A 23311-nucleotide genomic window follows, 5' to 3' on the forward strand; every position below is an offset into this window, starting at 1 on the left:
ATTAAATTTTTAATAGAATAGTAAACTGGGCACCTTTTCCTAAATCGCTAATAACGTTAATAGAACCCTGATGTGCTTTTATAATCTGATTTACATAATACAAGCCCAATCCCAAACCTTTCACATTATGCAGATTACCTTGTTGTACACGATAAAACTTCTCAAAAAGCAGATTTTGTTTGTCCTTAGAAATTCCGATTCCGTCATCTTCTATGCTGATAGAGAATTGATTATCAATGCTTTTAGTTTTGATTAAAATGTGCTTAGAACCATATTTTACCGCATTTTCCAACACATTTAAAATAGCAGTTGTCAAATGAAATTTATCCAAAACCAAAATCGTTTTCTGCGTTTCAAAATCAGTTTCAATACTAATATTCGGATAACCAATTTTAAAATCTTCTACGATTGAAGTTAGAAAATATTCTGTATTTACTTTTTCCTTTTGCAATTCAATTTCGTTTTCCGCCATCGAATTTGCCAAAACCTGATCTATTAAACTCTGTAAACGATGATTTTGACGTGAAATCGTATTGACAATTGCATTAAAGTTTTCGTCGTTTTCACGAATAGTTTTCTGCTCTAATATTTTTGTAGAAATCCCTAAAGTAGCCAAAGGCGTTTTAAGTTCGTGCGTAATATTATTGATAAAATCTGTCTTAACATCACTTACCTTTTTTTGTTTGATTAAAGCTTTTATCGCAATAATAAAAAGCGTAATTAATGTAAGGATAGAAAGTAAAGACAAAATCAAAACAAGGGTCATTCGTCTTAAAATAATCATTTCCCAATCGATCACCGAAACGTACATCGAATTCTCAGTCAATAATTTATATTCTTGATTTTCAAAACTACCGTTAGTAGTTCCAACATAATTTCGAACCAAAAAAGCATGATTTAAAGAAGCCAGATTTCCATATAATTTATTTTGAATAAAAGGCTTTTCAGAAAAAATAGTATCAGCTTTTTTAGTGTTTTGATACAGAATAAATTTATTGAGAACGATGGCAAAATCAATTTTAAATTTGGGCAGATCTTTTTGAAATTTTCGCTGAATTCCTGCAGTTATTATACGGCGGTATTCATTTTGTAAAATCTCATTTTTAATGTCTGTTTTAGAATTTTTCCCCAGAATATATTGTTCTGATAATTTCTTGTAAAGTGTTTCTTTTTTAGCAACCAAAGCCAAATCAATATCACTGTAATTATTCGTTATCGCGGCAATTTCATTTTTTATCTGTGTATGAAACTGCGCTACTTTATAATCGTAAGTAGTTTTTACCAAATAACATTGTACGCTTGATAACACGATAAGTGCTATAACCGAAAATGCTATTAATAAATTGATTCTTTGTTTCATACAATCTTAAATTCATTTCAAAAATAACGCTTTTGCAATACAAAAAAGACGTTAACCCAGCATTAACCTCCAATTAACTTTCAAAGCTCTTTTTTAGAAGCATTTTTGCATCACATCAAACCCAAAAAACTTTAAAAATGAACTTTTACCTGCCACTTAAACTCTTTTTAATAATACTGCTTTTTTGTCTTTCTTTTGTTGCGAAGGCTCAAAATGAAACACCAAAAGATTCGATTTCAAATCATCAATTAAAAGAAATTGTTGTCAATCAAAGTAAAAAGACTTTTACCAATTCAAACGGAAATATAAAAGTAGATGTTGCCAATTCTATTTATAATTCAATCCCGAATACAGTAGATTTACTGGCAAAACTACCAACAGTTCAAGTTAGTTCAGACAAAGAAAATATCACCGTTATTGGCAAAGGAATTCCGTTAATTTATATTGACAATCAAAAAGTAGGAATGAACGATCTAAATGCGCTGGTTCCTGCGGATATTAAAACTATTGAAATTATTCAGAATCCATCTTCAAAATACGAAGCCGAAGGTCGTTCTGTAATTTTGATTACCCGAAAATTTAGCAAAAAAGACAGTTTTAGAACCGAAATTTCTGAAGTTGCTTCTTTTAAGAAAAACTACAATAACTATCTTGGTTTTAATTCCAGTTTCAAGAAAAACAAATTCGAATTTAAAGCCAATTTCAATTACAACAGATTAAATCCCTGGGAAAACCACAGTATTGATTATCAGATTCCGAGTGCCGATATTAATTCAAAATATGATGTTATGGCCGAAACGAAAAGAAAACAATTTGTTTTTGGAGGAGGTTTGTTTTACAAAATAAGCGAAGAAGATTATTTTTCGTTTACCATCAGCTCCAAATTACAGACAGATACTTTTCCCATTAATACAATTACAAACAATAAAAATAAAGACGAAATCAATAATGTTGTCACGTTTAGTGATAATGATAGTGAAAAGAATTTCGTAAACTCATTTTTAAATTATTCAAAAAAAATAAAAGCCATTAATACACAGGTTTTTGCAGGTTTGCAATTTTCTAATTTTGATCAGGCTGGAAGCAGTCTTGTTTCGGATAATTATAATGCTACTCAGTTTGAGTTGTCTCAAAACAGAGATCAAAAATTTAAAGTAAATGTTTTTTCGGGAAGAATTGATTTAGAGAGAAAATTCAAAAACGAAATAAAATTAGAAGCCGGAGGATTGTATTCATCAGCCGATTCAAAATCTGATATTGATTTTTTTTACTACCAAAATAATCAAAATGAGAGAAGTCATTATGATTTTAAAGAACAAAATCTCGCAGGATACAGCCAGTTTTCCGGAAAAATAAAAAAAGTAGATTTCTCGATTGGCTTTAGGATTGAAAATACCAATGTTGATGGAAAATTCAGATCAGATGCAGCACCGCTGATTGATAAAAATTATACAAAGTTTTTTCCAAAAGCACGATTTACAATTCCTCTGGACAGTACAAGAAGTTTTATTATAAATTATAGTAAAAGTATTTCAAGGCCCAATTATTCTTCTTTAAGTCAAGGTGCAACGTACATTAATCCGTACTTTTTATATTCTAGAAATATCTTTCTGGATCCAACTATTGGTAATGAAATTTCGGCTTCTTTTCAATATCATGACAAATCGGTAAAACTAAATTATTATCAAAACATAAATCCAGTTTATAACAGTTTTTCATTTGACGATAAAACGAAAATAATGACTTTTAAAGATATAAATTTTGATAAAGAAAAAGGTCTCAGTCTTGATTTTGAAGCTCCGTTTACTTATAAATTTTGGACAACGACCAATTCTCTTGTTTTTGTTTTAGAAAAAATAGAAGATGCTTCGGCAGTATTTTTATCTTCAAAACCGTATCTGTATTATTATTCAAACAATCAATTTAAGCTTCCAAAAGAATATTCGTTTGTAGTTAGCTTTTGGGGAGTAACCAAACAAAATAAAGGCGTTTTTGAGAGAAACCCGATGGTTTTGGTTGATGTGGCGGTTTCGAAAGTATTTTTTAAAAAATGGAATTGTACTTTGAGCTGTAATAATGTATTTAAAAATGTAATCGAAAAAGAAGAATTTACCATTAATGATATTAGCTCAAAAGCAAGATATGTAGTTGATTCTCATGAAATTTTGGTTTCAATTAAATATTCTTTCGGGAAAATTAAAGAAAGTGATTTTAAAGAAAAAGCTATTGATGAAAATGAAAGTCGAGTTCGCTAGAAATAAAAAACCTCCAGTTCTTAAGCTGGAGGTTTTTTATTTTGATTGAAATTCAGCCGACTAAGAAAATATTATCCTTCGTCTTCTTCTCTTATAATTTTTAATGAATCATCAGGAAGTTCTTCATCATCGTCTGTCGAATTTAATTCGAAGAAAGTAAAGAAAGAACCGCCGTAACTTTTCTGAAAAGAATAATTACTCAAATGATCTAATTTAGTGTATTTAGAATGTTCGATAATCATCATGCCGTCTTCGTGAAGCAAATCCCTTTCAAAAACCGTTAAAACAATTTTTTCGAAAATTTTCTGATCCAAACCGTAAGGCGGATCGGCAAAAATAATATCGTAAGACGTTTTGCAGTTTTCTAAAAATTTAAAAACGTCACTTTTGGTTGCTGCAATATCAAAATCAAATTCAGAAGAAACCTGTTTGATAAATTTCACACATCCAAAATCTCCGTCAACAGAAGTTATTGGCGCACTGCCTCGTGAAGCAAATTCGTAGCTGATATTTCCCGTTCCCGAAAATAAATCCAAAACCTTTAAACCGTCAAAACTAAAATGATTATTTAAAACATTAAACAATGCTTCTTTACTCATATCAGTCGTAGGTCTTACAGGAAGGTTTCTTGGTGGAAGAATGCGTCGTCCCTTGTATTTTCCTGAAATAATTCTCATGATTGAAATAAGATATAATGTTTTTGATTCTGAGCAGTTGAAAAATTATTTTTTTCTTGTAATGAAGTTACATCCAAAAACGAAATATTCCTAATATATTTATAAGCAATTGCATAAAAAGGATCATTATCGCTAATGGTTCCTAATAATTCCAATTGAAAAGTTTCCGGATTCAGACTCAATTGTTCGGCTGTAAAAAGAACGTAATAAAGAAAATCTTCCGGAGTATTGTATTCAAAAGAATTGAATAATAAAAGCTTTTGGTTCTGAACGACAATAATTTCAAAATGATCCGGATTGAAATTTACAATCATTTTCTTTTCGTCGTTATTTCTGGATGCATCCAATATTTTTTCGACCAAAATACTATTAGCATGTTTGTAATCAAAAGAACCAACATTGTCAATCAGGAAATTATTGATGTTTACATACGGGATATAAACCGAATTCATTTGATAATTTGAAACCTGATCGTAGGTAAAAAAATCAGTTTCAAAAACCTTTGTATTGTATTGCAGATAGCTTCCCAAATAATCCTCATCAAAAAGGGCAGTAGGAACAAAAGTAGAAAGGTTATTATTGTGAATAACCATTATTTCGTCGTAAGTATCTTTTAATTCTGAATTAGCTTTAAAAACATCGGCTAATAAATCTTCAATTTTAATTGTTTTGTTTGAGGTATCAAACTTAACTTCTTTCATTGTAGTGATGACATTGTTTAAAGTGTCAAAACAACAAAAAGACAACCCGTTAAGGGAAACCTGAATAGAAAGTTTTTTATATTTTTTTGAAGTGATGTTAAGGTTTTGCAATGACATATGTGATTTATAATTCGTTACCTTGTTTTGGTTTCAAGAAAGAATTTAATGCGGACACAAACTTACAAATTAAAAAGGAACAATAATAATTGCAATTTCAAAAAACAATATTAGTTACACTTTAAAGAAAAGTTAAGAAAACGTTTTTATTTTAAACCATATAAGTGATATAAGTTTATTTAAAAAGTTGATGTTGATGTTTTTAGACGGGATTTGATAGATTTGCTATTGTGAAGACGAAAGAGGATTATAGAGAATAGTTATCATTAACGTATAATTTGTTGAAACTTAAATTAACTTATATGACTTATATGGTGTAAAAAAGAATTTTGAAATAGGCATTACCATTAAAAAAACCGTACTTTGTATTTCAATTTTACCCTATGAATTCAGCACTGTTTTACGGCGTTTTACAAAAACGATTTCCCTTTGCACCAACATATAAACAGGATATTTTTTTTCAGAAAATCGCTATTTTTCTAACCGAACCTCAAAACGATACTATTTTTGTTTTAAAAGGTTATGCAGGAACCGGAAAAACAACTGTGATATCTACAATAGTGCACAATCTTGGGGACATAAGTAAGAAATTTGTATTGCTCGCGCCAACAGGACGCGCGGCAAAAGTAATTGCCAATTACTCGAATACGGCAGCTTTTACCATTCATAAAAAAATATATTTTCCTAAGAAATCTTCGGGCGGAGGAGTAGCTTTTACCAAACAAGTAAACAAGCACAAAAACACGATATTTATCGTCGATGAAGCTTCTATGATTTCAGACAGCACTTTAGATGGTAATTCGCTTCTGGATGATTTGATAAATTATGTATATTCGGGAACCAACTGTAAAATGATTTTGCTCGGAGATACGGCACAGCTTCCTCCGGTAAATTTAGATATCAGCCCAGCTTTAGACATTCAGACTTTGGGAGTCCATTACGATAAAGAAATCGAACATATTGAGCTAGACGAAGTAATGCGTCAAGAAGAGAATTCGGGTATTTTGTTTAATGCTACAGAATTACGTGAGTTACTGAAAGAATCGTTTATAACCGAGTTTCAATTTAATGTAAAAAAGTTTAAAGATATTGTTCGATTAACTGATGGTTATGATATTCAGGATGCGATAAATACCGCTTACAGTAATTATAGTATTGAAGATACGGCGTTTATTGTTCGTTCTAATAAAAGAGCCAATCAATACAACGAGCAGATTAGAACCAGAATTTTGTTTAAAGAAAGCGAACTTTCTGTTGGCGATTTCCTGATGGTAGTAAAAAATAATTATTTCTGGCTGAAAGAAACAGACGAAGCCGGATTTATTGCCAACGGTGATATTATTGAGGTTTTGGAACTTTTTGGAATTAAAGAATTATACGGATTTAATTTTGCAAAAGTAAAAATTAGAATGGTCGATTATCCAGATCAAAAACCTTTTGAAACTGTTTTGATTTTGGATACTATAAAAAGCGAATCTCCATCTTTGACTTACGAAGAATCCAATCGTTTGTATGAAGAAGTAATGAAAGATTACGAAGATGAAACGACGAAATACCAGAAATTTCAGAAGGTAAAAAACAACGAATATTTTAATGGTTTGCAGGTGAAATTCTCGTACGCGATTACGTGCCATAAATCGCAAGGTGGGCAGTGGAATACGGTTTTTATTGAACAGCCTTACCTTCCAGACGGAATTGACCGCGATTACATCAGATGGCTTTATACGGCTATGACGCGTGCCAAAAATAAATTATATTTGATAGGATTTAAAGACGAGAGTTTTGAGGAATAAAACACAAATTTCACGAATTAGCACGAATTATTTTTTAGATTAGGATTAGTGAAAATCCGTGTAATTTGTGTTTAAATTTTTTTACAATGACAACACTAAATGATTTACATTCGATTTCGTCAACGTTTTCGAATACAGATAAAATGCCTGTTCTGTTTTTAGGACACGGCAGCCCGATGAATGCTATAGAAGAAAATCAGTTTGTAGCTGGTTTTCGGGATTTGGCTAAAACTTTACCGCAGCCTAATGCTATTTTATGTATTTCGGCGCATTGGTATACAAAAGGAACAAAAGTAACTTCGATGCAGATGCCGAGAACAATCCATGATTTTGGAGGGTTTCCGCAGGCACTTTTTGATGTGCAGTATCCGGCAAAAGGAAGCCCGGAACTGGCTTTAGAAACCAAAAAAATATTAGAACCTGTAAATGTCGATTTAGATGAACATTGGGGCTTAGATCATGGCGCTTGGAGCGTGATTAAACATTTGTATCCAAACGCAGATGTTCCAGTAATTCAGTTAAGTATTGATTATACAAAATCGGGACAATATCATTTTGAATTGGCTCAGAAGTTACAACAACTACGTTACAAAGGTGTTTTAATTATCGGAAGCGGGAATATCGTTCACAATCTGCGTTTGGTAGATTTTAGAAATTTTGATAAAGACAATTACGGTTTCGATTGGGCGATAGAAGCGAGAGAAACGGTAAATAATTATTTATTAGATGGAAATTTCCAGTCTTTAGTTGATTTCGAAAGAATGAATAAAGCGGTTCAATTGGCGATTCCAACACCAGATCATTATTTGCCTTTGCTTTATACTTTAGGATTAAAAGATAAAACAGACGATTTAAGTTTGTTTAATGATAAACTGCTGGCTGGTTCGTTGAGTATGACATCAGTAAAAATAAATTAATTGAGGATGAGATTGCTTCGTTCCTCGCAATGACATAAAAAATGAAAATAATAGCTGTAATTCCAGCGCGATATGCATCAACACGTTTTCCTGCTAAATTAATGCAGGATTTGGGCGGAAAAACTGTAATTCTAAGAACTTACGAAGCCTCTGTAGCAACCAATCTTTTTGACGATGTTTTTGTCGTAACCGATTCTGATTTGATATTTAATGAAATCGTTTCAAACGGCGGAAAAGCCATTATGAGCATTAAAGAACACGAATCCGGAAGCGATAGAATTGCAGAAGCCGTTGCGAATCTTGATGTAGATATTGTGGTTAATGTACAAGGCGACGAGCCTTTTACAGAAGCTGGGCCTTTAAAACAGGTTTTAGAAGCTTTTAAAAACGATACAGAACGTAAAGTTGATTTGGCTTCATTAATGCGTGAAATCACCGATGAAGACGAAATCAATAATCCGAACAATGTAAAAGTAGTTGTAGATCAATCGCAGTTTGCATTGTATTTTTCTAGATCTGTAATTCCGTATCCGAGAGATAAAGATGTTGGAGTTCGTTATTTTCAACATATTGGGATTTATGCTTTTAGAAAACAAGCTTTGTTAGATTTTTACAGTCTTCCGATGAAATCTCTTGAAGCTTCAGAGAAGTTAGAACAACTACGTTATTTAGAATTCGGAAAACGTATTAAAATGGTTGAGACAACGCACGTAGGAATTGGAATTGATACGGCTGAGGATTTGGAAAAGGCGAGAGCGATTTTGAGCGCTAAATAATGAATACTATTTTTTAAGTAATTTATAAAAAAAAAATATATTATATTGAGTCAAGATATTAATGAAATATTAGGAAAGAAAGATAAAATAATCTTAGGAACAATGTTAGTCTTTATATTTAGCTTTGTCATAGTATTAAATTATTTTGGATTTTTTGAAAATAAATTAAGAGATGAAGTTCTTGATGATAAGTTTGCTGTAACAGTAATTGATAAGTATATTGATTACAAAAACCACGCGACTCCAAAAGTTAAACTTTCAAATGGTTTAGAAATGGTGAATTTTTTTCCAAAAAACAAAATTCAATTACTTGTTGGTGACAGTTTATTAAAAACTAATAATTCGACTGATATGTTAGTTTTTAGAAATAAAAAATTAATTTATAGTATAAGTCTTTTAGATAAATAAAATATATTCTATTCCTAGAAACAAAAAACAGCTCCAAATTTGGAGCTGTTTTTTTATGTTTAAAATCTAAAGTTTAGTATAACCCAGGAAATTTAGAAGGATTAACTTCGTTCATCATGCTATAAACCTTTTCGAATATATCTTCTGCAGAAGGTTTAGAGAAATAATCACCATCAGTTCCGTATGCTGGTCTGTGTGCTTTTGCAGCTAAAGTTTGTGGTTTGCTGTCTAAGTAATTATAAGCATCTTGTTCCTCAAGAATTTGTTGTAAAATAAATGCTGAAGCACCACCAGGAACATCTTCGTCGATTACTAAAAGACGATTTGTTTTTGCAATACTTTTTACAATATCTTTATTAATATCAAACGGAAGTAAAGATTGAATATCAATTACTTCGCAGTCAATTCCTAAATCTAATAATTCGTTAGCAGCTTGCTGAACCAATCTCAAAGTAGATCCGTAAGAAACCAATGTTATATCTGAACCTTCTCTAAGTGTTTCAACAACACCAATTGGTGTTTTAAATTCACCAAAATTCAAAGGCGTTTTTTCTTTTAATCGATAACCATTTAAACATTCAATAACCAAAGCCGGTTCGTCACATTCTAAAAGCGTGTTGTAAAAACCTGCAGCCTGCGTCATGTCACGAGGAACCAAAACGTGAATACCACGAATAGCGTTGATAATCATTCCCATTGGAGAACCAGAATGCCAGATACCTTCAAGACGGTGTCCGCGGGTTCTAATGATTAATGGAGCTTTTTGTTTTCCAACCGTTCTGTATTGTAAAGTAGCCAAATCATCACTCATGATCTGGATAGCATATAATAAATAATCTAAATATTGAATTTCGGCAATAGGACGTAAACCTCTCAAAGCCATACCAATTCCCTGACCAATAATGGTAGCTTCACGAATTCCGACATCGGCAACACGAAGTTCTCCGTATTTTTCCTGCATACCTTCCAAACCTTGGTTTACGTCACCAATGTTTCCTACATCTTCTCCAAAAATCAAAGTTTCTGGATATTTTGTAAACAAAGCATCAAAATTGTCACGTAAAATCATTCTGCCGTCTAAATCCGGTTTAGCATTTACGGCATATTTTGGAAGTACTTTTTCTACTGAAAACACATTTTTAGCCGAATCAGAATGCAGATTACTGCTAAATTTTCCCTGTGTTATGCCAATATAATTCGTAATCCATTCCGACAATAAAACTTTACTGTTTGGAACTTCAATAAAACGAAGAATTTTTCTTGCTATAGAAAGCATGTCTTTTTTTAAAGGCGCTTTTATAGCATTTAATTCCGAGATATATTTTTGAATTTTTTCTTTATGATTAATGCTGGCTTCGGCAATTTGTGCCAATAAAGTCAAAAGATTTTTCTGATCTTCGATAATTGGATTAATAAAAGAATTCCAAGCTTCTTTTTTAGCTTCCATTACCTCTTTTCTCAGCTCAGCATCTATTTCAGACAATTCTTCCGGCGATGCAATATTGATGGCAATCATCCATAAACGCATCTGGCGGATACAATCAAAATCTCTCTCCCAAGCCAGTCTGTCACTGTTTTTATAACGTTCGTGAGATCCAGAAGTTGAGTGTCCCTGCGGTTGTGTTAATTCGTTTACGTGAATTAAAACCGGAATATGTTCTTCGCGGGCAATGGCACCGGCTCTTTCGTAAGTAGAAACCAATTCGGCATAATCCCAGCCTTTTACTCTAAAGATTTCGTAACCTTTTGAGTCCATATCACGTTGATATCCTTTTAGGATTTCAGAAATATTTTCTTTTGTAGTCTGATGTTTTGCATGAACAGAGATTCCGTATTCATCGTCCCAAACACTCATTACCATCGGAACTTGCAAAACTCCGGCAGCATTTATCGTTTCAAAAAATAAACCTTCAGAAGTACTGGCGTTACCAATGGTTCCCCAAGCCACTTCATTTCCGTTTACAGAAAATTTATCTTTAATAGTAATACCATCAACATTTCTGTAAATTTTAGAAGCCTGCGCCAAACCTAATAATCTTGGCATTTGTCCTGCTGTAGGCGATATATCTGAGCTTGAGTTTTTTTGTTTGGTTAGATCCTTCCAAGAACCGTCTTCATTTAAACTGTGCGTAACAAAGTGTCCGCCCATTTGTCTACCTGCAGACATAGGATCAAAAGCTAAATCTGTATGACCGTATAAACCGGCAAAAAACTGTTTAGGATTTAATTCGCCAATAGCCATCATGAAAGTTTGATCGCGATAGTATCCAGATCTAAAATCCCCGTTTTTAAAAGCTTTTGCCATAGCAAGCTGCGGCACTTCTTTTCCGTCGCCAAAAATTCCAAATTTGGCTTTTCCTGTCAATACTTCTTTACGACCTAAAAGACTACATTCACGGCTTGTAACCGCAATTCTATAGTCATTCAATACCTCCGTTTTGAAATCTTCAAATGTTAGTGTAGTATTGTTTTTTTCTGTAATCATAATCTTGAGGGTCATGTTTAGACTGCGAAATTACTTAAAAACAATCAATAATCATAATTCTTTAAAATAAATATAATTTAATTATTTGTATTTAAAATCAAAAAACTACGTATTTTTTTTGATGTATTTTTATGTAAAATTTAATTTTACTGATAATTTCGTATGTTTTTATTTAATTTTTGTTTGATTAAAACCATTTTCGGGTGAAAAGTGTGACTAATGTTCGGGGCGCAAATGTGACCACAAATCTAATTTTTTCACTGTATTTTGGCTGCGAAATTTCCCAGCCATTATTAGAATACACCGGAAAATAAAGTTCAAAATAATCAGGAACAAGATTTAATCGGACACCGCTGTCATAAGCAAAATCAGATTTTAGATGTTTATTTTTCACAAAACCAAGATCTCCATACACTTCAACCCAATTCCAAAGAGCATAACTGGCATTTAGAGTTGCCATCCATTGATTGGCATATCTAGGTTCAATTTTAGACTTAAAACCACCTTCTGCAATCACATACTGCTGGCTAAAAATTCCTGTACTTTCAGATCTTCCCAAAAAGTTATAATCAAATAAATAGTCCGTTGGTCTGTCTAAACCAAAACTAAAATAATCTGAATTTGTTGTATTATAAATAAAACTTCCGGCAAACAATCTCAAATTAAGTTTATGATTGTTTTCTAGTAATCTTCGATATTCTACTTCACCGGATATTTTTCCAAAATCGCCGGAAAACTGTACATCACTCATAAAATTGAAATGATCTACCAATTCTGTTTTAGTATTTACATAACGTGCATTAAAAACAGAATAATTAGGTTTAGAGTTATCTGTAATAAATTGGCTGGCTTCGCGATTTACAATTACCTGACGCAAAAGGATAAGCTGTTTTCTGTTGTCTCTAAAATTTTCTTCCCTAATTCTTAACTGTACCATTGGATTCAGTCTTAAATAAGTCGCGTCTGGAGCATAATGATAATAATTTTGGCTGATAGAATATCGTACATTATAAAATGTACTGTTTCTATAATAATGATTTAATGAAAAAGCAGAAGAACCAGAAAGTGTTCCTGCTTTTATAGAATACGCCGGATTAATATCAAATGTAAACGGTTTATCTAAAATGGTTTTGTTGTGAAAACGTATTCCCGGAGTAAAACCATCGTAGTAATTGTAAGTAAGAGTAGGAATGTATAAAATTTGGTTATAGTATGGATCTTCAAGATCTTTTGCGAAATTAAATTTGATAGGACGGTTTGTAATCGCAAGACTTTTTAGTGATTTCCAATTATTTCTTAAATTGTATTCTGGAACTTCATTGTCATAATTCAATACTATTTTATCAGCATTTTTTCTTTCAAAAGTGTAAACCGTATCCGTATTTTTAGGTTCAATCCAATTTTTAAAAACGACTTCATTTTTTTTAATTCCATATACAGGAATTGGTGCATAAATACCCGTTTTGTTTTTTATAGAAAACTGTACACTGTCTTTTGTTCGAGATACATGCGAAAATTTGTAATCTATAATATCACGAGAATCTATAATAGTTTTAAAAAACCAATTGATGTCTTTTGGACTTTTTTTAGTTAGAATTTTTTCAAAATCAGATCTGTCAGCCTGCTGTTTTTTATTTAAGTCGTAAAATTCCTGAATGCTTTCGGGAACAATATCGTGATTCAAATAATCATCTAAATAACTCAAACTTAAACCTGCTCGATATTTACTGGCTATCTGCTCGTTAAATTTTATTAAAGTGTTTTTTGGATCTCCCAAAGGCTGGTCCAGATTTTTTCTCGCCATCAGCATATAATAATAACTATATTGCTCATTAAAAGTAAGATTGGCAATATTATAGCTTTTAAATATTTTCATATTAGAAAGACTTCCAAGCATTTTTTGATCCAGATGATTTTCCTCCATATATTTCATCATGGTGTAAATTTGAATCCCATCATGCACCCAGCTGTCTTTTCTTGGATCTATTCGCAGACTGTTTTTTAAATAATTATGCAGATAGGTTTTTAGAAAAGTAATTTCAAAAATAAATTCATCCGAAAACGGACTTATAAAAGACGGCAGTTGATTTAAGCCATAAAACGGGTTTCGGTCATAATCTGCCTGAGAAATTGTTATTTTTTCATGCGGATATTTTCCAATAAAAGCACTCGCAAAAGTTACAACACGATTAATAATTATAGCTTTCTGAATATTATCCAGTTTTTTGGTTTTAAGATTAGAAAGGATTTCTATTGAGCCATTTGTGTAACTTTCAAAATTATTTTGTTTTTCAATAACAATATTAAAGTCAGTTCGGTTATCTCCAGAGTATGAATAAACAGACCATTGCGGATTTGTTAAGTCTGTTGCCGCTAAATTCAAATCTGTAGCGATCGAATAATTGTTGGGAATTTTAATTGCAATTTTATAATCTGTAGCTGCATTTGCAATATCATCCAGATTAAAATTATTGTATTTTGTAAATTGATGATCTTCGTAACGGGCTGGGCTTAAAAACCAGTTTTTTAAATTCATTCCGCCATTTTGGTCAAATCCGTAATGCGTAAATTTATCACTTGGAATTTTAGAAATGTAATCGAGATGTAGCTCTATTTTTTCATTTGGAGCCAGTTTTTGCTTAAGTTTTACAATAATAAAATCAGGGTTTTTACTTGGTCTTTCCCATTCAAAAGGAATTTCATTGCTATCCGATAAATTTAAAATTGTAGTGCTGCCTCTTTCTTCTTCTTTTGCGACATGAAAACCTCTGTAGAACTCATCTGAAAAACGTTTTGCCAGCGGCGTGTTTTTATCAGAGAAAGCATTGTTCCAGTCATTTAGAACAATAGTATCTAAAGAATCATTAGACGTATTATAAAAAGTAATATCCTGTTTTACATTTAGCGTTTTGAGTTCGAGATTTACCGCTACTTCCATCTTAGACTGATGTTGCGCATATTGTTTTACTGAAGTGAATAAAACAAAAAAGAATAAGATTATTTTATATAAAGATCTCAATAGCTGCTTGAATTTATTTAGGCTGTATATCTATTTACGAGCGTATAATTATTTTGGATTTTTGTAAAAATAGTATAAAAAAAGCTGTTTAAAAAAACAGCTTTAAATTTTTGCAATACTTTACGGTATTTTTAAACCATATAAGTCATATAAGTTCATATTAAAAGCATTAACACGCTCAAAACTTAAATAACTTATATCACTTATATGGTTAAAAAATATTTAGAAATTCGGACTCAAATCGTATTTTTTGTAGAATTTGTCCAAAGCTTCAACTACTTCATCTTCAGTGTCTACGATCTTAAATAAGTTTAAATCTTCTGGGCTTACAGTTTGCATTTTTTCTACCAAAACCGTTTTTACCCATTCGATTAATCCAGACCAGAATTCAACACCAACTAATATAATTGGGAATTTTCCAATTTTTTTAGTTTGGATCAAAGTAATTGCTTCAAACATCTCGTCTAAGGTTCCAAAACCTCCCGGCATTACTACGAAACCTTGAGAATATTTTACAAACATTACTTTTCTCACGAAGAAGTAATCGAAATTAAGGTTTTTATCGTGATCGATATAAGGGTTAAAATGCTGTTCAAAAGGCAATTCGATATTAAGACCAACTGAAGTTCCGCCTCCTAAATGTGCCCCTTTATTACCAGCTTCCATTATTCCGGGACCACCTCCTGTGATTACGCCATAACCAGCTTTACTAATTTTAAAAGCAATTTTTTCAGCCAGTAAATAATATTTATCCTCTGGTTTTGTTCTTGCCGATCCAAAAATCGACACACACGGACCAATACGCCCCATGCTTTCATATCCGTTTACAAATTCAGCCATGATTTTAAAAATCGCCCAGCTGTCATTTGTTCTAATTTCATTCCACGTTTTTTGTTTCAAACGATCCTGGATTACTTTATCCTCATCGTTGTCAAAATCTTCTAATCTCATTTTTTGCGTATTATTAATTTATTTTTCAGGAGCTCGTTCCTGTTCCCGATAGCTATCGGGACTATATCTTTTGTAGCCTCGTTAAAAAACGATCAAAAAAGGATGCCGTTCCTATCAAGGCTAGGGCATTAGTTTTCAATTGAAATTTGGGTTTATAAAAAGAACAATTTCTTATTAATACGTTTGCTCTTCAATTGATTTGGTAATATTACTTTTTACTTTTCCGGTATGTTCTGTAGTCTTAGATTCTATAAGCATTATAGAACATTCTTCAACCGATGAAACCCTGTGATTTATGCCTTTTTTTACCACAAATAAATCACCTTTTTGCATTGTAAATGAAGGTTGATTTTCAATTTCCATCAAAAGTTCTCCATCAACAATATAAAATAATTCGTCTTCATTTTCGTGATTGTGCCACGGAACTTCCTGACCTTTTATTTTAGCAACCTTAATATATTGATCGTTTACTTCATCAATTATTTTGGGCGAAAAATATTGTTCTACGTTACTGAATTTTTCTTTTAGATTCATAGATTTCATCTTAACCTTTTTCAAAACAAAAGCTTTGACAAAAAGGGCGTACTAAATTAGTGCTTTTTTTAAGAATTGTTATGAAAATCTACATTTATTAATTAAAATGTAACATTTTTTTGATGTTTTATTTTGGTTGAGTTTAATTATCAACGAGTTAGTTCTTTTGCCTTTTTTGAGTGGATTGGATAAAAGAAGACGAAAGCTTTGTCAAAGTTTTAAACTTTGACAAAGCTTTTATATGAATTAATTCTATTGAAAAAAGAATATTATTCTAATTCCTTCTTCAAAAACTTAGCTGTATAACTTTTTTTACTTTTAGCCACTTCTTCCGGAGTTCCTTTAGCGATAAGTTCACCGCCACCTTTTCCGCCTTCTGGGCCAATATCGATAATGTAATCCGCAAGTTTAATAACGTCCATATTATGCTCGATAACCAGGATTGTGTTTCCTTTGTCGACCAGTTTATTGATTACATCCATTAAAACACGAATGTCTTCAAAGTGTAATCCTGTTGTGGGTTCATCCAGAATATAAAATGTATTTCCGGTATCTTTTTTAGATAATTCCCCAGCCAGTTTAATACGTTGCGCTTCACCACCGGAAAGTGTTGTACTTTGTTGTCCAAGCGTAATGTAACCTAAACCAACATCCTGAATTGTTTTTACTTTTCTGTAAATCTTCGGAATGTTCTCAAAAAACGGAACCGCTTCATCAACTGTCATATTCAATACATCAGAAATAGATTTTCCTTTGTATCTGATTTCTAAAGTTTCTCTGTTAAAACGTTTCCCCTGACAAGTTTCGCATTCTACATAAACATCTGGTAAAAAGTTCATTTCGATAGTTCTAACTCCTGAACCTTCGCAGGTTTCGCAGCGTCCGCCTTTTACATTAAAACTAAAACGACCTGCTTTGTAACCACGAATCATACTTTCAGAAGTCATCGTAAATAGATTTCTGATTTCAGTAAAAACTTCGGTATAAGTCGCAGGGTTTGAACGTGGCGTTCTACCAATCGGACTTTGGTCAATATCAATTACTTTGTCAATATGTTCTAAACCTTCAATTTTTTTATAAGGTTGTGGTTTTTTTACGCCATTAAAATAATAAGCATTCAGAATCGGATATAGCGTTTCATTAATCAAAGTAGATTTCCCGCTTCCAGAAACTCCCGTAACACAAATTAATTGACCTAAAGGCAAATCAATCGTAACATTTTTAAGGTTATTTCCAGTTGCTCCAGAAAGTTTTAAAAACTTACCGTTTCCTTTTCGTCTCTTTTTCGGAATCTCTAATTTCATTTTACCGTTCAAATATTGAGCAGTAATGGTGTCTGATTTTAAAGTTTCTGCAGGAGTTCCAATACTGATGATTTCTCCACCGTATTTTCCAGCTTTTGGGCCAATATCAATTACATAATCAGCGGTTTCGATCATGTCTTTGTCGTGTTCTACCACAATAACCGAGTTCCCGATATCGCGTAATTGTTCTAAAGACTGAATCAGCTTTTCATTATCTCTCTGGTGTAAACCAATACTTGGTTCGTCCAGAATATATAAAACACCAACCAATTGTGAACCAATTTGAGTTGCCAGGCGAATACGCTGTGCTTCTCCGCCCGAAAGTGATTTTGAACTTCGGCTTAAAGCCAAATAATTCAAACCAACATTCATTAAAAAGTTCAATCTATCTTTAATTTCTTTAACTACTTCAGAAGCAATCAAAAGTTGTTTGTCAGTTAAATGATTGTTTAAATCTAAAAACCAAGCTGTTAAATCAGAAATATCCATATCACACAATTCAGTGATATTTTTTCCATTCACTCTAAAAAACTGAGCTTCTTTTTTAAGACGAGAACCTTCGCAAACCGGACAATTTACTTCGTCCATAAAATCTTTTGCCCATCGTTTTATAGTTGTTGATGCACTTTCATCATATTGATTTTTAATAAAATGAGATATTCCTTCAAAATCAATTTTATAATCGCGCGTAACGCCAAGATCTTTTGAGTTTACGGTAAATTTATCTTTTCCGCCGTGAAGAATCATATTCATTGCTTCTTCCGGAATTTTCTCAATTGGATCTGTAATTTTAAATCCGAATTTCTCGCCAATTACTTCTAATTGCTTAAAAATCCATGAAGATTTGTATTCGCCAAGAGGCGCAAAACCACCCGCTTTAATGGATAATTTTGGATTCGGAATAATCTTTTTCACATTGATTTCATGAACTGTTCCTAATCCATTACAATGCGGACAAGCTCCTTTTGGAGAGTTGAAAGAAAATAAATTCGGCTCTGGATTTTGGTACGAAATTCCGGTTGAAGGACACATCAAATTTCTACTGAAATAACGTACTTCATTAGAATCCTGATCTAAAACCATCAAAACATCTTCGCCATGATGCATCGCTGTATTGATGCTTTCGGCCAATCTTTTTTGATTGTCGGCAGTATCTTCAATCAACATTCTGTCAACAACGATTTCGATGTCGTGTGTTTTGTAACGGTCTAATTTCATTCCCGAAACTAAATCCTGAACTTCACCATTTACACGGACTTTAAGAAATCCTTGTTTAGTAATTTGTTGAAATAATTCGGCATAATGCCCTTTTCTGGCTTTAATTACGGGAGCAAGAATATTAATTCGTTTTCCTTTAAAATCCTGCATAATCAAATCTTTAATCTGATCATCAGAATAGGAAACCATTTTTTCGCCAGTATTATAACTGTAAGCGTCTGCGCCACGAGCGTAAAGAAGCCTTAAGAAATCGTAAATTTCTGTAATAGTTCCAACCGTTGAACGCGGACTTTTACTGGTCGTTTTTTGTTCGATCGCAATTACAGGAGAAAGTCCGTCGATTTTATCTACATCCGGACGTTCTAAACCGCCAAGAAACTGTCTTGCATACGCAGAAAAGGTTTCTACGTAACGACGTTGTCCTTCGGCATAAATGGTGTCGAAAGCCAAAGAGGATTTTCCCGAGCCTGATAAACCGGTAATTACAACCAGTTTTTCCCTCGGAATTGAGATGTCTATATTTTTCAGATTATGAACTCTTGCGCCAAGAACTTCAATAGTATTGTCTTTATCTAGCATAAATTTTGAGCAAAACGCAAAGTTACCACTTTGATTTGTTCTTTTAGTACTAGAGTAGAGAAGTTTATGTTAAAAATTGTAACAATTTTAGGCGTTTTTTGACAGCGTTTTCTCAAAAGCTTTTCGTTTTCCACCTCTAAATTCTACTTCTCCACAGTAAACATAATCTAACTTCTCAAAAATTTTCAGCATTGGAATATTATCAAAATTGGTATCTACTTTTATGCTGTAAATTTCATTCTGCAAAGCCAATTCTTCTGTATAAAGCAGTATTTTTTTAGCCAGGCCTTTTCCTAAATATTCCGGAGAAACTGCAAGTCGGTGCAGCACTGCAAAATCACCATTCGTTAACCATTTTCCGTCTAATTTTTCGTAAGCGGGCTCATCATTAAAAACAATTGATGCATAGCCAATAATCTCTTCTTTATTGGTTAATACGTAACCTGCACCTTTTTCTATGTCTTTTTTTACGACATCAAGATTTGGATATCCGTCTTGCCATTGCTGACTTCCGTCTTCTTTTCTGCGTAAAATAGCTTGGCTTAAAATGTCCCAAATTAAGTTTGATTCATTTAAAACGGCTTTTCTGAAATTTAGATCCATGGTAATTTAATTGTATGATTTTTTGAAATGTAGTGTTTTATAAAACTATTCGATTGTCATAGAACGCAGTTTGGTTCTATAAGCCTCAAGTGCTATAGATTTAGAAATGATGCCGTAATATTTTTCATTTCGTAAAACAGGTAAAAATGCAGTTTTTGTTCTTTCAAATTTACTCATTACAATTTCCATGCTATCGTAAGATGAAATTGTAGCTTGAGGAATTTTCATGACATCTTTAATTAAAGTGTATTTTACCCGATAAGCATTAAAAATAATTTCTCTGATATCATTAAAGTGTACAATTCCAACCAGATCTTTTTCGTGGTCTACTACGGCAAAAACAACCTGATTTGAATGCGAAATCAGATCGACAAGTTTGCCCAGATTTTCATCGGGATGAACCGTTAAATAATCACATTGAATGATAGAATCTATGTCTAAGGTAGAAAGAATATTAGAATCTTTATTACTGGTAAAAGCGTGTCCTTTTTTTGCAAGTCCTTTTACGTCAAGCGAATATTTCTCAAAACGCTTAGAAATGGCAAAACTTATAGAAGAAACAATCATTAGCGGAATCATTAATCCGTAACCACCCGTGATTTCTGCAATTAAGAAGATCGCTGTAAGCGGTGCGTGAAATAATCCGCTCAGAATACCTGCCATTCCAACCATTGTAAAGTTTCCAATTGGCAATTTTGATAAGCCTATTAAAGTTATAAATTTGGAGAAAAAATAGCCTAAATAAGACCCCAGGAATAGAGAAGGGGCGAAGTTTCCTCCATTTCCTCCACTTCCCAAGGTAAGGGCAGAAGCAAATACTTTTACCATCATGGTTGCTCCTATAAAAAGCAGTAAAACCCAATTGTTATTTCTAAAATCAGCAAATAAAGTATTGTCTAAAAGTTTTCCCGGATCTGTTTCAGATAAGGTTTTAATGCTTTCGTAACCCTCACCAAATAAGGTTGGGAAAATAAAAATTAAAATCGCTAATAAAGAAGAACCAATAAAGGCTTTTTTATAAGGACCAATTTCTAATTTAGAAAAATAATGTTCTACTCTTTGAAAGTTTCGTGAATAATAAATCGCTGTAAGTCCGGTTAAAACGCCTAAAAATACATAAAACGGAATATTATGATAATCAAATGTCTGTTGTGTTTTAAAGCTTAAAAGAATAGTTTCGTCCAAAACGATAGCAGAAACCAAAGCACCAGTTGCGGCAGAAATCATAATTGGTGTAAAGGCAGAAATGCTGACATCTACCAATAAAACTTCGATAGCAAAAAGAACTCCGGCAATGGGCGCATTAAACGCGGCCGATATTCCGGCAGCAACACCACAGCCAATAAGCAGGGTTCTGTCTTTATATTGTAATTTATAATTTTGAGCAAAATTAGACCCGAATGCTGCACCGGTTATAACAATTGGGCTTTCAAGACCTGCAGAACCTCCTAAACCAACAGTTAAGGAACTCGTAATGATCTGAGCGTACATCTGTTTTTTAGGGATGATACTAGCCTTTTTTGCAACGGCATATAAAATTTGAGAAGTACCTTTTTCGATTTTACCGTTTAAAACTCTTTTGATAACAAAAACAGTTAATAGAATACCAATAATTGGCAGGATACTATTAATAAAACTTAATTTTAGAATTCCGTTTATGTAAGTTGCAAACGAGAAAACGCTGTGTGCGAATGTTTTAAGTATAATTACAGCAAGTGAGCACGAAATACCAATTAAAACGCTTGATAAAAAAATAAATTGCTTTGGAGTCATTAGGGATTGCGCCAAAGCAATGATGCTTTCTAGTCTTCTGAAATATTTTTTTAGCATTCTGTTTTAATAAATTATCGTTTCTTACAAAATTAGGTTATAATCTCGTAAAAAAAAACTAAAACCGACAATTCAATTAAAAACCTACCGCTTTATCGTCGCCTCTAAAGTCCGCACCGCCTTCAAGATTTTTATTCGGAAGTACTAAAATCGCATCCACTTTACCAATAATTGGGGTTGCTTTTTCGTTGATTAGATAATTTTTTGCTTTTAATTTTTCGATCGTTTTAACATCAAAAGTATCAGGTTCAAAAGTGATAAGATCCGGAAGCCATTGATGATGAAAACGCGGTGCATTTACGGCTTCCTGCATGCTTAAATTGTATTCGTAAACATTTAAAATGGTTTGCAAAACAGACGTGATAATAGTTGAACCGCCCGGAGTTCCTACAACCATAAAAAGTTTTCCGTTTTTCTCTACAATTGTTGGTGTCATAGAACTCAACATTCTTTTTTGCGGTGCAATACTGTTGGCTTCATTACCCACTAAACCAAACATATTTGGCGAACCAGGTTTGGCGCTAAAATCATCCATTTCATTATTCAAAAAGAAACCTAAATCATCACAATAATATTTAGAACCATAACCGTCATTTAAGGTTGTAGTTGCAGCAACAGCATTTCCAAATTGGTCAACAATAGAATAATGAGTAGTTTCGGTACTTTCGTTATACGTAACTTTTCCTTCTTTTATTTCGGATGATAAACTGGCTTTTTCAGGATTAAAAGAAGCCATTCTATCTTTTAAATAGGTTTCGGCTAATAACGCTTTTAATGGAATTTTTACAAAATCGGGATCGCCCAAAAAGTAACTTCTGTCGGCGTAAGCTCTTCTTTCTGCTTCTACAATTATCTGAATAGATTCTGCGGCATTATGTCCGAGTTTTGATAAATCATAAGGTTCGATCATTTTTAAGATTTGTGCCAGACAAATACCGCCGCTGCTTGGCGGCGACATCGAAGTGATTTTTAAATCTTTATAAGTAAACTGCAATGGAGTTCTCCACTTTGCTTCGTATTTTGCTAAATCCTGAAGCGTAATAATTCCTCCTTTTTTCTGAAGATAATCTACCAGAATTTTGGCAGTTTCTCCTTTGTAAAATTCATTTCTGCCATTTTTCTGAATTCTTTTCAGCGTTTTGGCCAAAGCAGGATATTTTATAGTATCATTTTCTTTGAAGTTTTGTGATGCAAGAGAAGCTGTACCGTTTATTTTTAGAAGACTTTCGTGATAAGCATTTAAACTTTTTTCTTGTTTTTGAGTTACAATAACACCTCTTTCTGCTAGGGCAATTACAGGTTTTAAAATTTCGGACATTGGCATTGTTCCAAATTTTTTATGGACTGCAAAAACACCTGCAATAGTTCCGGGAACTCCAATTGCGAGCGCTGTTTCGGTACTTTTCCCTTTAATAACATTTCCGTCTTTATCCAGAAACATATCTTTTGTTGCTGCCAGTGGCGCTTTTTCGCGATAGTCCAGAGAGCCGACTTCGCCATTTGCTTTTCGGTAAACCATAAAACCGCCTCCGCCAATGTTTCCGGCAAACGGAAAAGCTACAGCCAAAGCCAATTCTGTACCCACCATAGCATCAAATGCATTACCGCCTTTTTTCATAATATCGGCACCAATTTTTGACGCTTCTTCGCGTGCCGAAACCACCATAGCTTTTGTAACGACCAATCCGGTTGGATTTGCAGTTTGCTGTGAAAAGCCATAAGCTGAGATAAAACAAAGTAAAAGGGTAATTTTTTTCATAACAGAAAGTATTAGTATTTATAAA

General features: G+C 32.8%; 16 protein-coding genes. 5 read left to right on the forward strand and 11 right to left on the reverse strand.

All coding sequences use genetic code 11. The annotated features are described in order from the left end of the window. Window position 1: 1 nt before the first annotated feature. Window positions 2-1360, reverse strand: a complete 1359-nt coding sequence (locus EV144_RS14460) for a sensor histidine kinase (protein ID WP_134149857.1) — start codon at window positions 1358-1360, stop codon at window positions 2-4. A gap of 137 nt (window positions 1361-1497) precedes the next feature. Here EV144_RS14460 and EV144_RS14465 point away from each other — a divergent pair, with 137 nt between their 5' ends. Then, a complete protein-coding gene (locus EV144_RS14465) occupies window positions 1498-3615 on the forward strand; it encodes a TonB-dependent receptor domain-containing protein (protein ID WP_134149858.1) in 2118 nt (705 codons plus the stop codon). Window positions 3616-3686: 71 nt separating this feature from the next. Here EV144_RS14465 and EV144_RS14470 read toward each other — a convergent pair whose 3' ends face one another. Both EV144_RS14470 and EV144_RS14475 read right to left on the reverse strand, forming a co-directional pair. After that, window positions 3687-4292, reverse strand: a complete 606-nt coding sequence (locus EV144_RS14470) for an RsmD family RNA methyltransferase (protein WP_134149859.1) — start codon at window positions 4290-4292, stop codon at window positions 3687-3689. Continuing rightward, window positions 4289-5110 (reverse strand): DUF3822 family protein, encoded by an 822-nt coding sequence (locus EV144_RS14475; RefSeq protein ID WP_134149860.1) that lies wholly within the window; start codon window positions 5108-5110, stop codon window positions 4289-4291. The genes EV144_RS14470 and EV144_RS14475 overlap by 4 nt, the downstream gene beginning before the upstream one ends. 383 nt (window positions 5111-5493) lie before the next feature. Here EV144_RS14475 and EV144_RS14480 point away from each other — a divergent pair, with 383 nt between their 5' ends. The 4 genes from EV144_RS14480 to EV144_RS14495 all read left to right on the forward strand — a co-directional run bounded on the left by EV144_RS14480 (window position 5494) and on the right by EV144_RS14495 (window position 9004). After that, window positions 5494-6903 carry an ATP-dependent RecD-like DNA helicase gene (locus tag EV144_RS14480; RefSeq protein WP_134149861.1) on the forward strand — a complete coding sequence of 470 codons (1410 nt, stop codon included), beginning with the start codon at window positions 5494-5496 and terminating at the stop codon, window positions 6901-6903. An 86-nt stretch (window positions 6904-6989) separates the two neighbouring features. Continuing rightward, a complete protein-coding gene (gene ygiD, locus EV144_RS14485; RefSeq protein WP_134149862.1) occupies window positions 6990-7820 on the forward strand; it encodes a 4,5-DOPA dioxygenase extradiol in 831 nt (276 codons plus the stop codon). 41 nt (window positions 7821-7861) lie between these two features. Beyond that, on the forward strand, window positions 7862-8596 hold the full coding sequence (gene kdsB, locus EV144_RS14490) for a 3-deoxy-manno-octulosonate cytidylyltransferase (RefSeq protein ID WP_134149863.1): 735 nt from the start codon (window positions 7862-7864) through the stop codon (window positions 8594-8596). Between the two features lie 45 nt (window positions 8597-8641). Then, window positions 8642-9004, forward strand: coding sequence for a hypothetical protein (locus EV144_RS14495; protein ID WP_134149864.1), 363 nt, complete (start codon window positions 8642-8644; stop codon window positions 9002-9004). 73 nt (window positions 9005-9077) lie between these two features. Here the strand turns inward: EV144_RS14495 and EV144_RS14500 are convergent, their stop codons facing one another. The 8 genes from EV144_RS14500 to ggt all read right to left on the reverse strand — a co-directional run bounded on the left by EV144_RS14500 (window position 9078) and on the right by ggt (window position 23286). After that, window positions 9078-11489, reverse strand: a complete 2412-nt coding sequence (locus tag EV144_RS14500; RefSeq protein WP_134149968.1) for a thiamine pyrophosphate-dependent enzyme — start codon at window positions 11487-11489, stop codon at window positions 9078-9080. A gap of 187 nt (window positions 11490-11676) precedes the next feature. Beyond that, window positions 11677-14427 (reverse strand): aminopeptidase, encoded by a 2751-nt coding sequence (locus EV144_RS14505; protein ID WP_134149865.1) that lies wholly within the window; start codon window positions 14425-14427, stop codon window positions 11677-11679. A 303-nt stretch (window positions 14428-14730) separates the two neighbouring features. Further along, window positions 14731-15459: a TIGR00730 family Rossman fold protein gene (locus EV144_RS14510; RefSeq protein WP_134149866.1), complete on the reverse strand. Its 729-nt coding sequence runs from the start codon at window positions 15457-15459 to the stop codon at window positions 14731-14733. 174 nt (window positions 15460-15633) lie between these two features. Beyond that, window positions 15634-15993, reverse strand: coding sequence for a cupin domain-containing protein (locus tag EV144_RS14515; RefSeq protein ID WP_134149969.1), 360 nt, complete (start codon window positions 15991-15993; stop codon window positions 15634-15636). Window positions 15994-16262: 269 nt separating this feature from the next. Then, window positions 16263-19094 carry an excinuclease ABC subunit UvrA gene (uvrA, locus tag EV144_RS14520; protein ID WP_134149867.1) on the reverse strand — a complete coding sequence of 944 codons (2832 nt, stop codon included), beginning with the start codon at window positions 19092-19094 and terminating at the stop codon, window positions 16263-16265. Between the two features lie 87 nt (window positions 19095-19181). Continuing rightward, window positions 19182-19697, reverse strand: coding sequence for a GNAT family N-acetyltransferase (locus EV144_RS14525; RefSeq protein ID WP_134149868.1), 516 nt, complete (start codon window positions 19695-19697; stop codon window positions 19182-19184). Window positions 19698-19742: 45 nt separating this feature from the next. Beyond that, a complete protein-coding gene (locus tag EV144_RS14530; protein WP_134149869.1) occupies window positions 19743-21527 on the reverse strand; it encodes a chloride channel protein in 1785 nt (594 codons plus the stop codon). Between the two features lie 76 nt (window positions 21528-21603). Continuing rightward, window positions 21604-23286: a gamma-glutamyltransferase gene (gene ggt, locus EV144_RS14535; protein WP_134149870.1), complete on the reverse strand. Its 1683-nt coding sequence runs from the start codon at window positions 23284-23286 to the stop codon at window positions 21604-21606. Window positions 23287-23311 lie beyond the last annotated feature (25 nt).

The organism is Flavobacterium sp. 270, assembly GCF_004368785.1.
Taxonomy (GTDB): domain Bacteria; phylum Bacteroidota; class Bacteroidia; order Flavobacteriales; family Flavobacteriaceae; genus Flavobacterium.

Bases quoted from the DNA above. Each gene is read 5' to 3' on its own strand.
- EV144_RS14500 (WP_134149968.1), bottom strand. From the start codon at position 11,489: ATGATTACAGAAAAAAACAATACTACACTAACATTTGAAGATTTCAAA.
- kdsB (WP_134149863.1), top strand. From the start codon at position 7,862: ATGAAAATAATAGCTGTAATTCCAGCGCGATATGCATCAACACGTTTT.
- uvrA (WP_134149867.1), bottom strand. From the start codon at position 19,094: ATGCTAGATAAAGACAATACTATTGAAGTTCTTGGCGCAAGAGTTCAT.
- EV144_RS14475 (WP_134149860.1), bottom strand. From the start codon at position 5,110: ATGTCATTGCAAAACCTTAACATCACTTCAAAAAAATATAAAAAACTT.
- EV144_RS14505 (WP_134149865.1), bottom strand. From the start codon at position 14,427: ATGGAAGTAGCGGTAAATCTCGAACTCAAAACGCTAAATGTAAAACAG.
- EV144_RS14465 (WP_134149858.1), top strand. From the start codon at position 1,498: ATGAACTTTTACCTGCCACTTAAACTCTTTTTAATAATACTGCTTTTT.
- EV144_RS14525 (WP_134149868.1), bottom strand. From the start codon at position 19,697: ATGGATCTAAATTTCAGAAAAGCCGTTTTAAATGAATCAAACTTAATT.
- EV144_RS14510 (WP_134149866.1), bottom strand. From the start codon at position 15,459: ATGAGATTAGAAGATTTTGACAACGATGAGGATAAAGTAATCCAGGAT.
- EV144_RS14470 (WP_134149859.1), bottom strand. From the start codon at position 4,292: ATGAGAATTATTTCAGGAAAATACAAGGGACGACGCATTCTTCCACCA.
- EV144_RS14480 (WP_134149861.1), top strand. From the start codon at position 5,494: ATGAATTCAGCACTGTTTTACGGCGTTTTACAAAAACGATTTCCCTTT.
- EV144_RS14460 (WP_134149857.1), bottom strand. From the start codon at position 1,360: ATGAAACAAAGAATCAATTTATTAATAGCATTTTCGGTTATAGCACTT.
- ygiD (WP_134149862.1), top strand. From the start codon at position 6,990: ATGACAACACTAAATGATTTACATTCGATTTCGTCAACGTTTTCGAAT.
- ggt (WP_134149870.1), bottom strand. From the start codon at position 23,286: ATGAAAAAAATTACCCTTTTACTTTGTTTTATCTCAGCTTATGGCTTT.
- EV144_RS14515 (WP_134149969.1), bottom strand. From the start codon at position 15,993: ATGAATCTAAAAGAAAAATTCAGTAACGTAGAACAATATTTTTCGCCC.
- EV144_RS14530 (WP_134149869.1), bottom strand. From the start codon at position 21,527: ATGCTAAAAAAATATTTCAGAAGACTAGAAAGCATCATTGCTTTGGCG.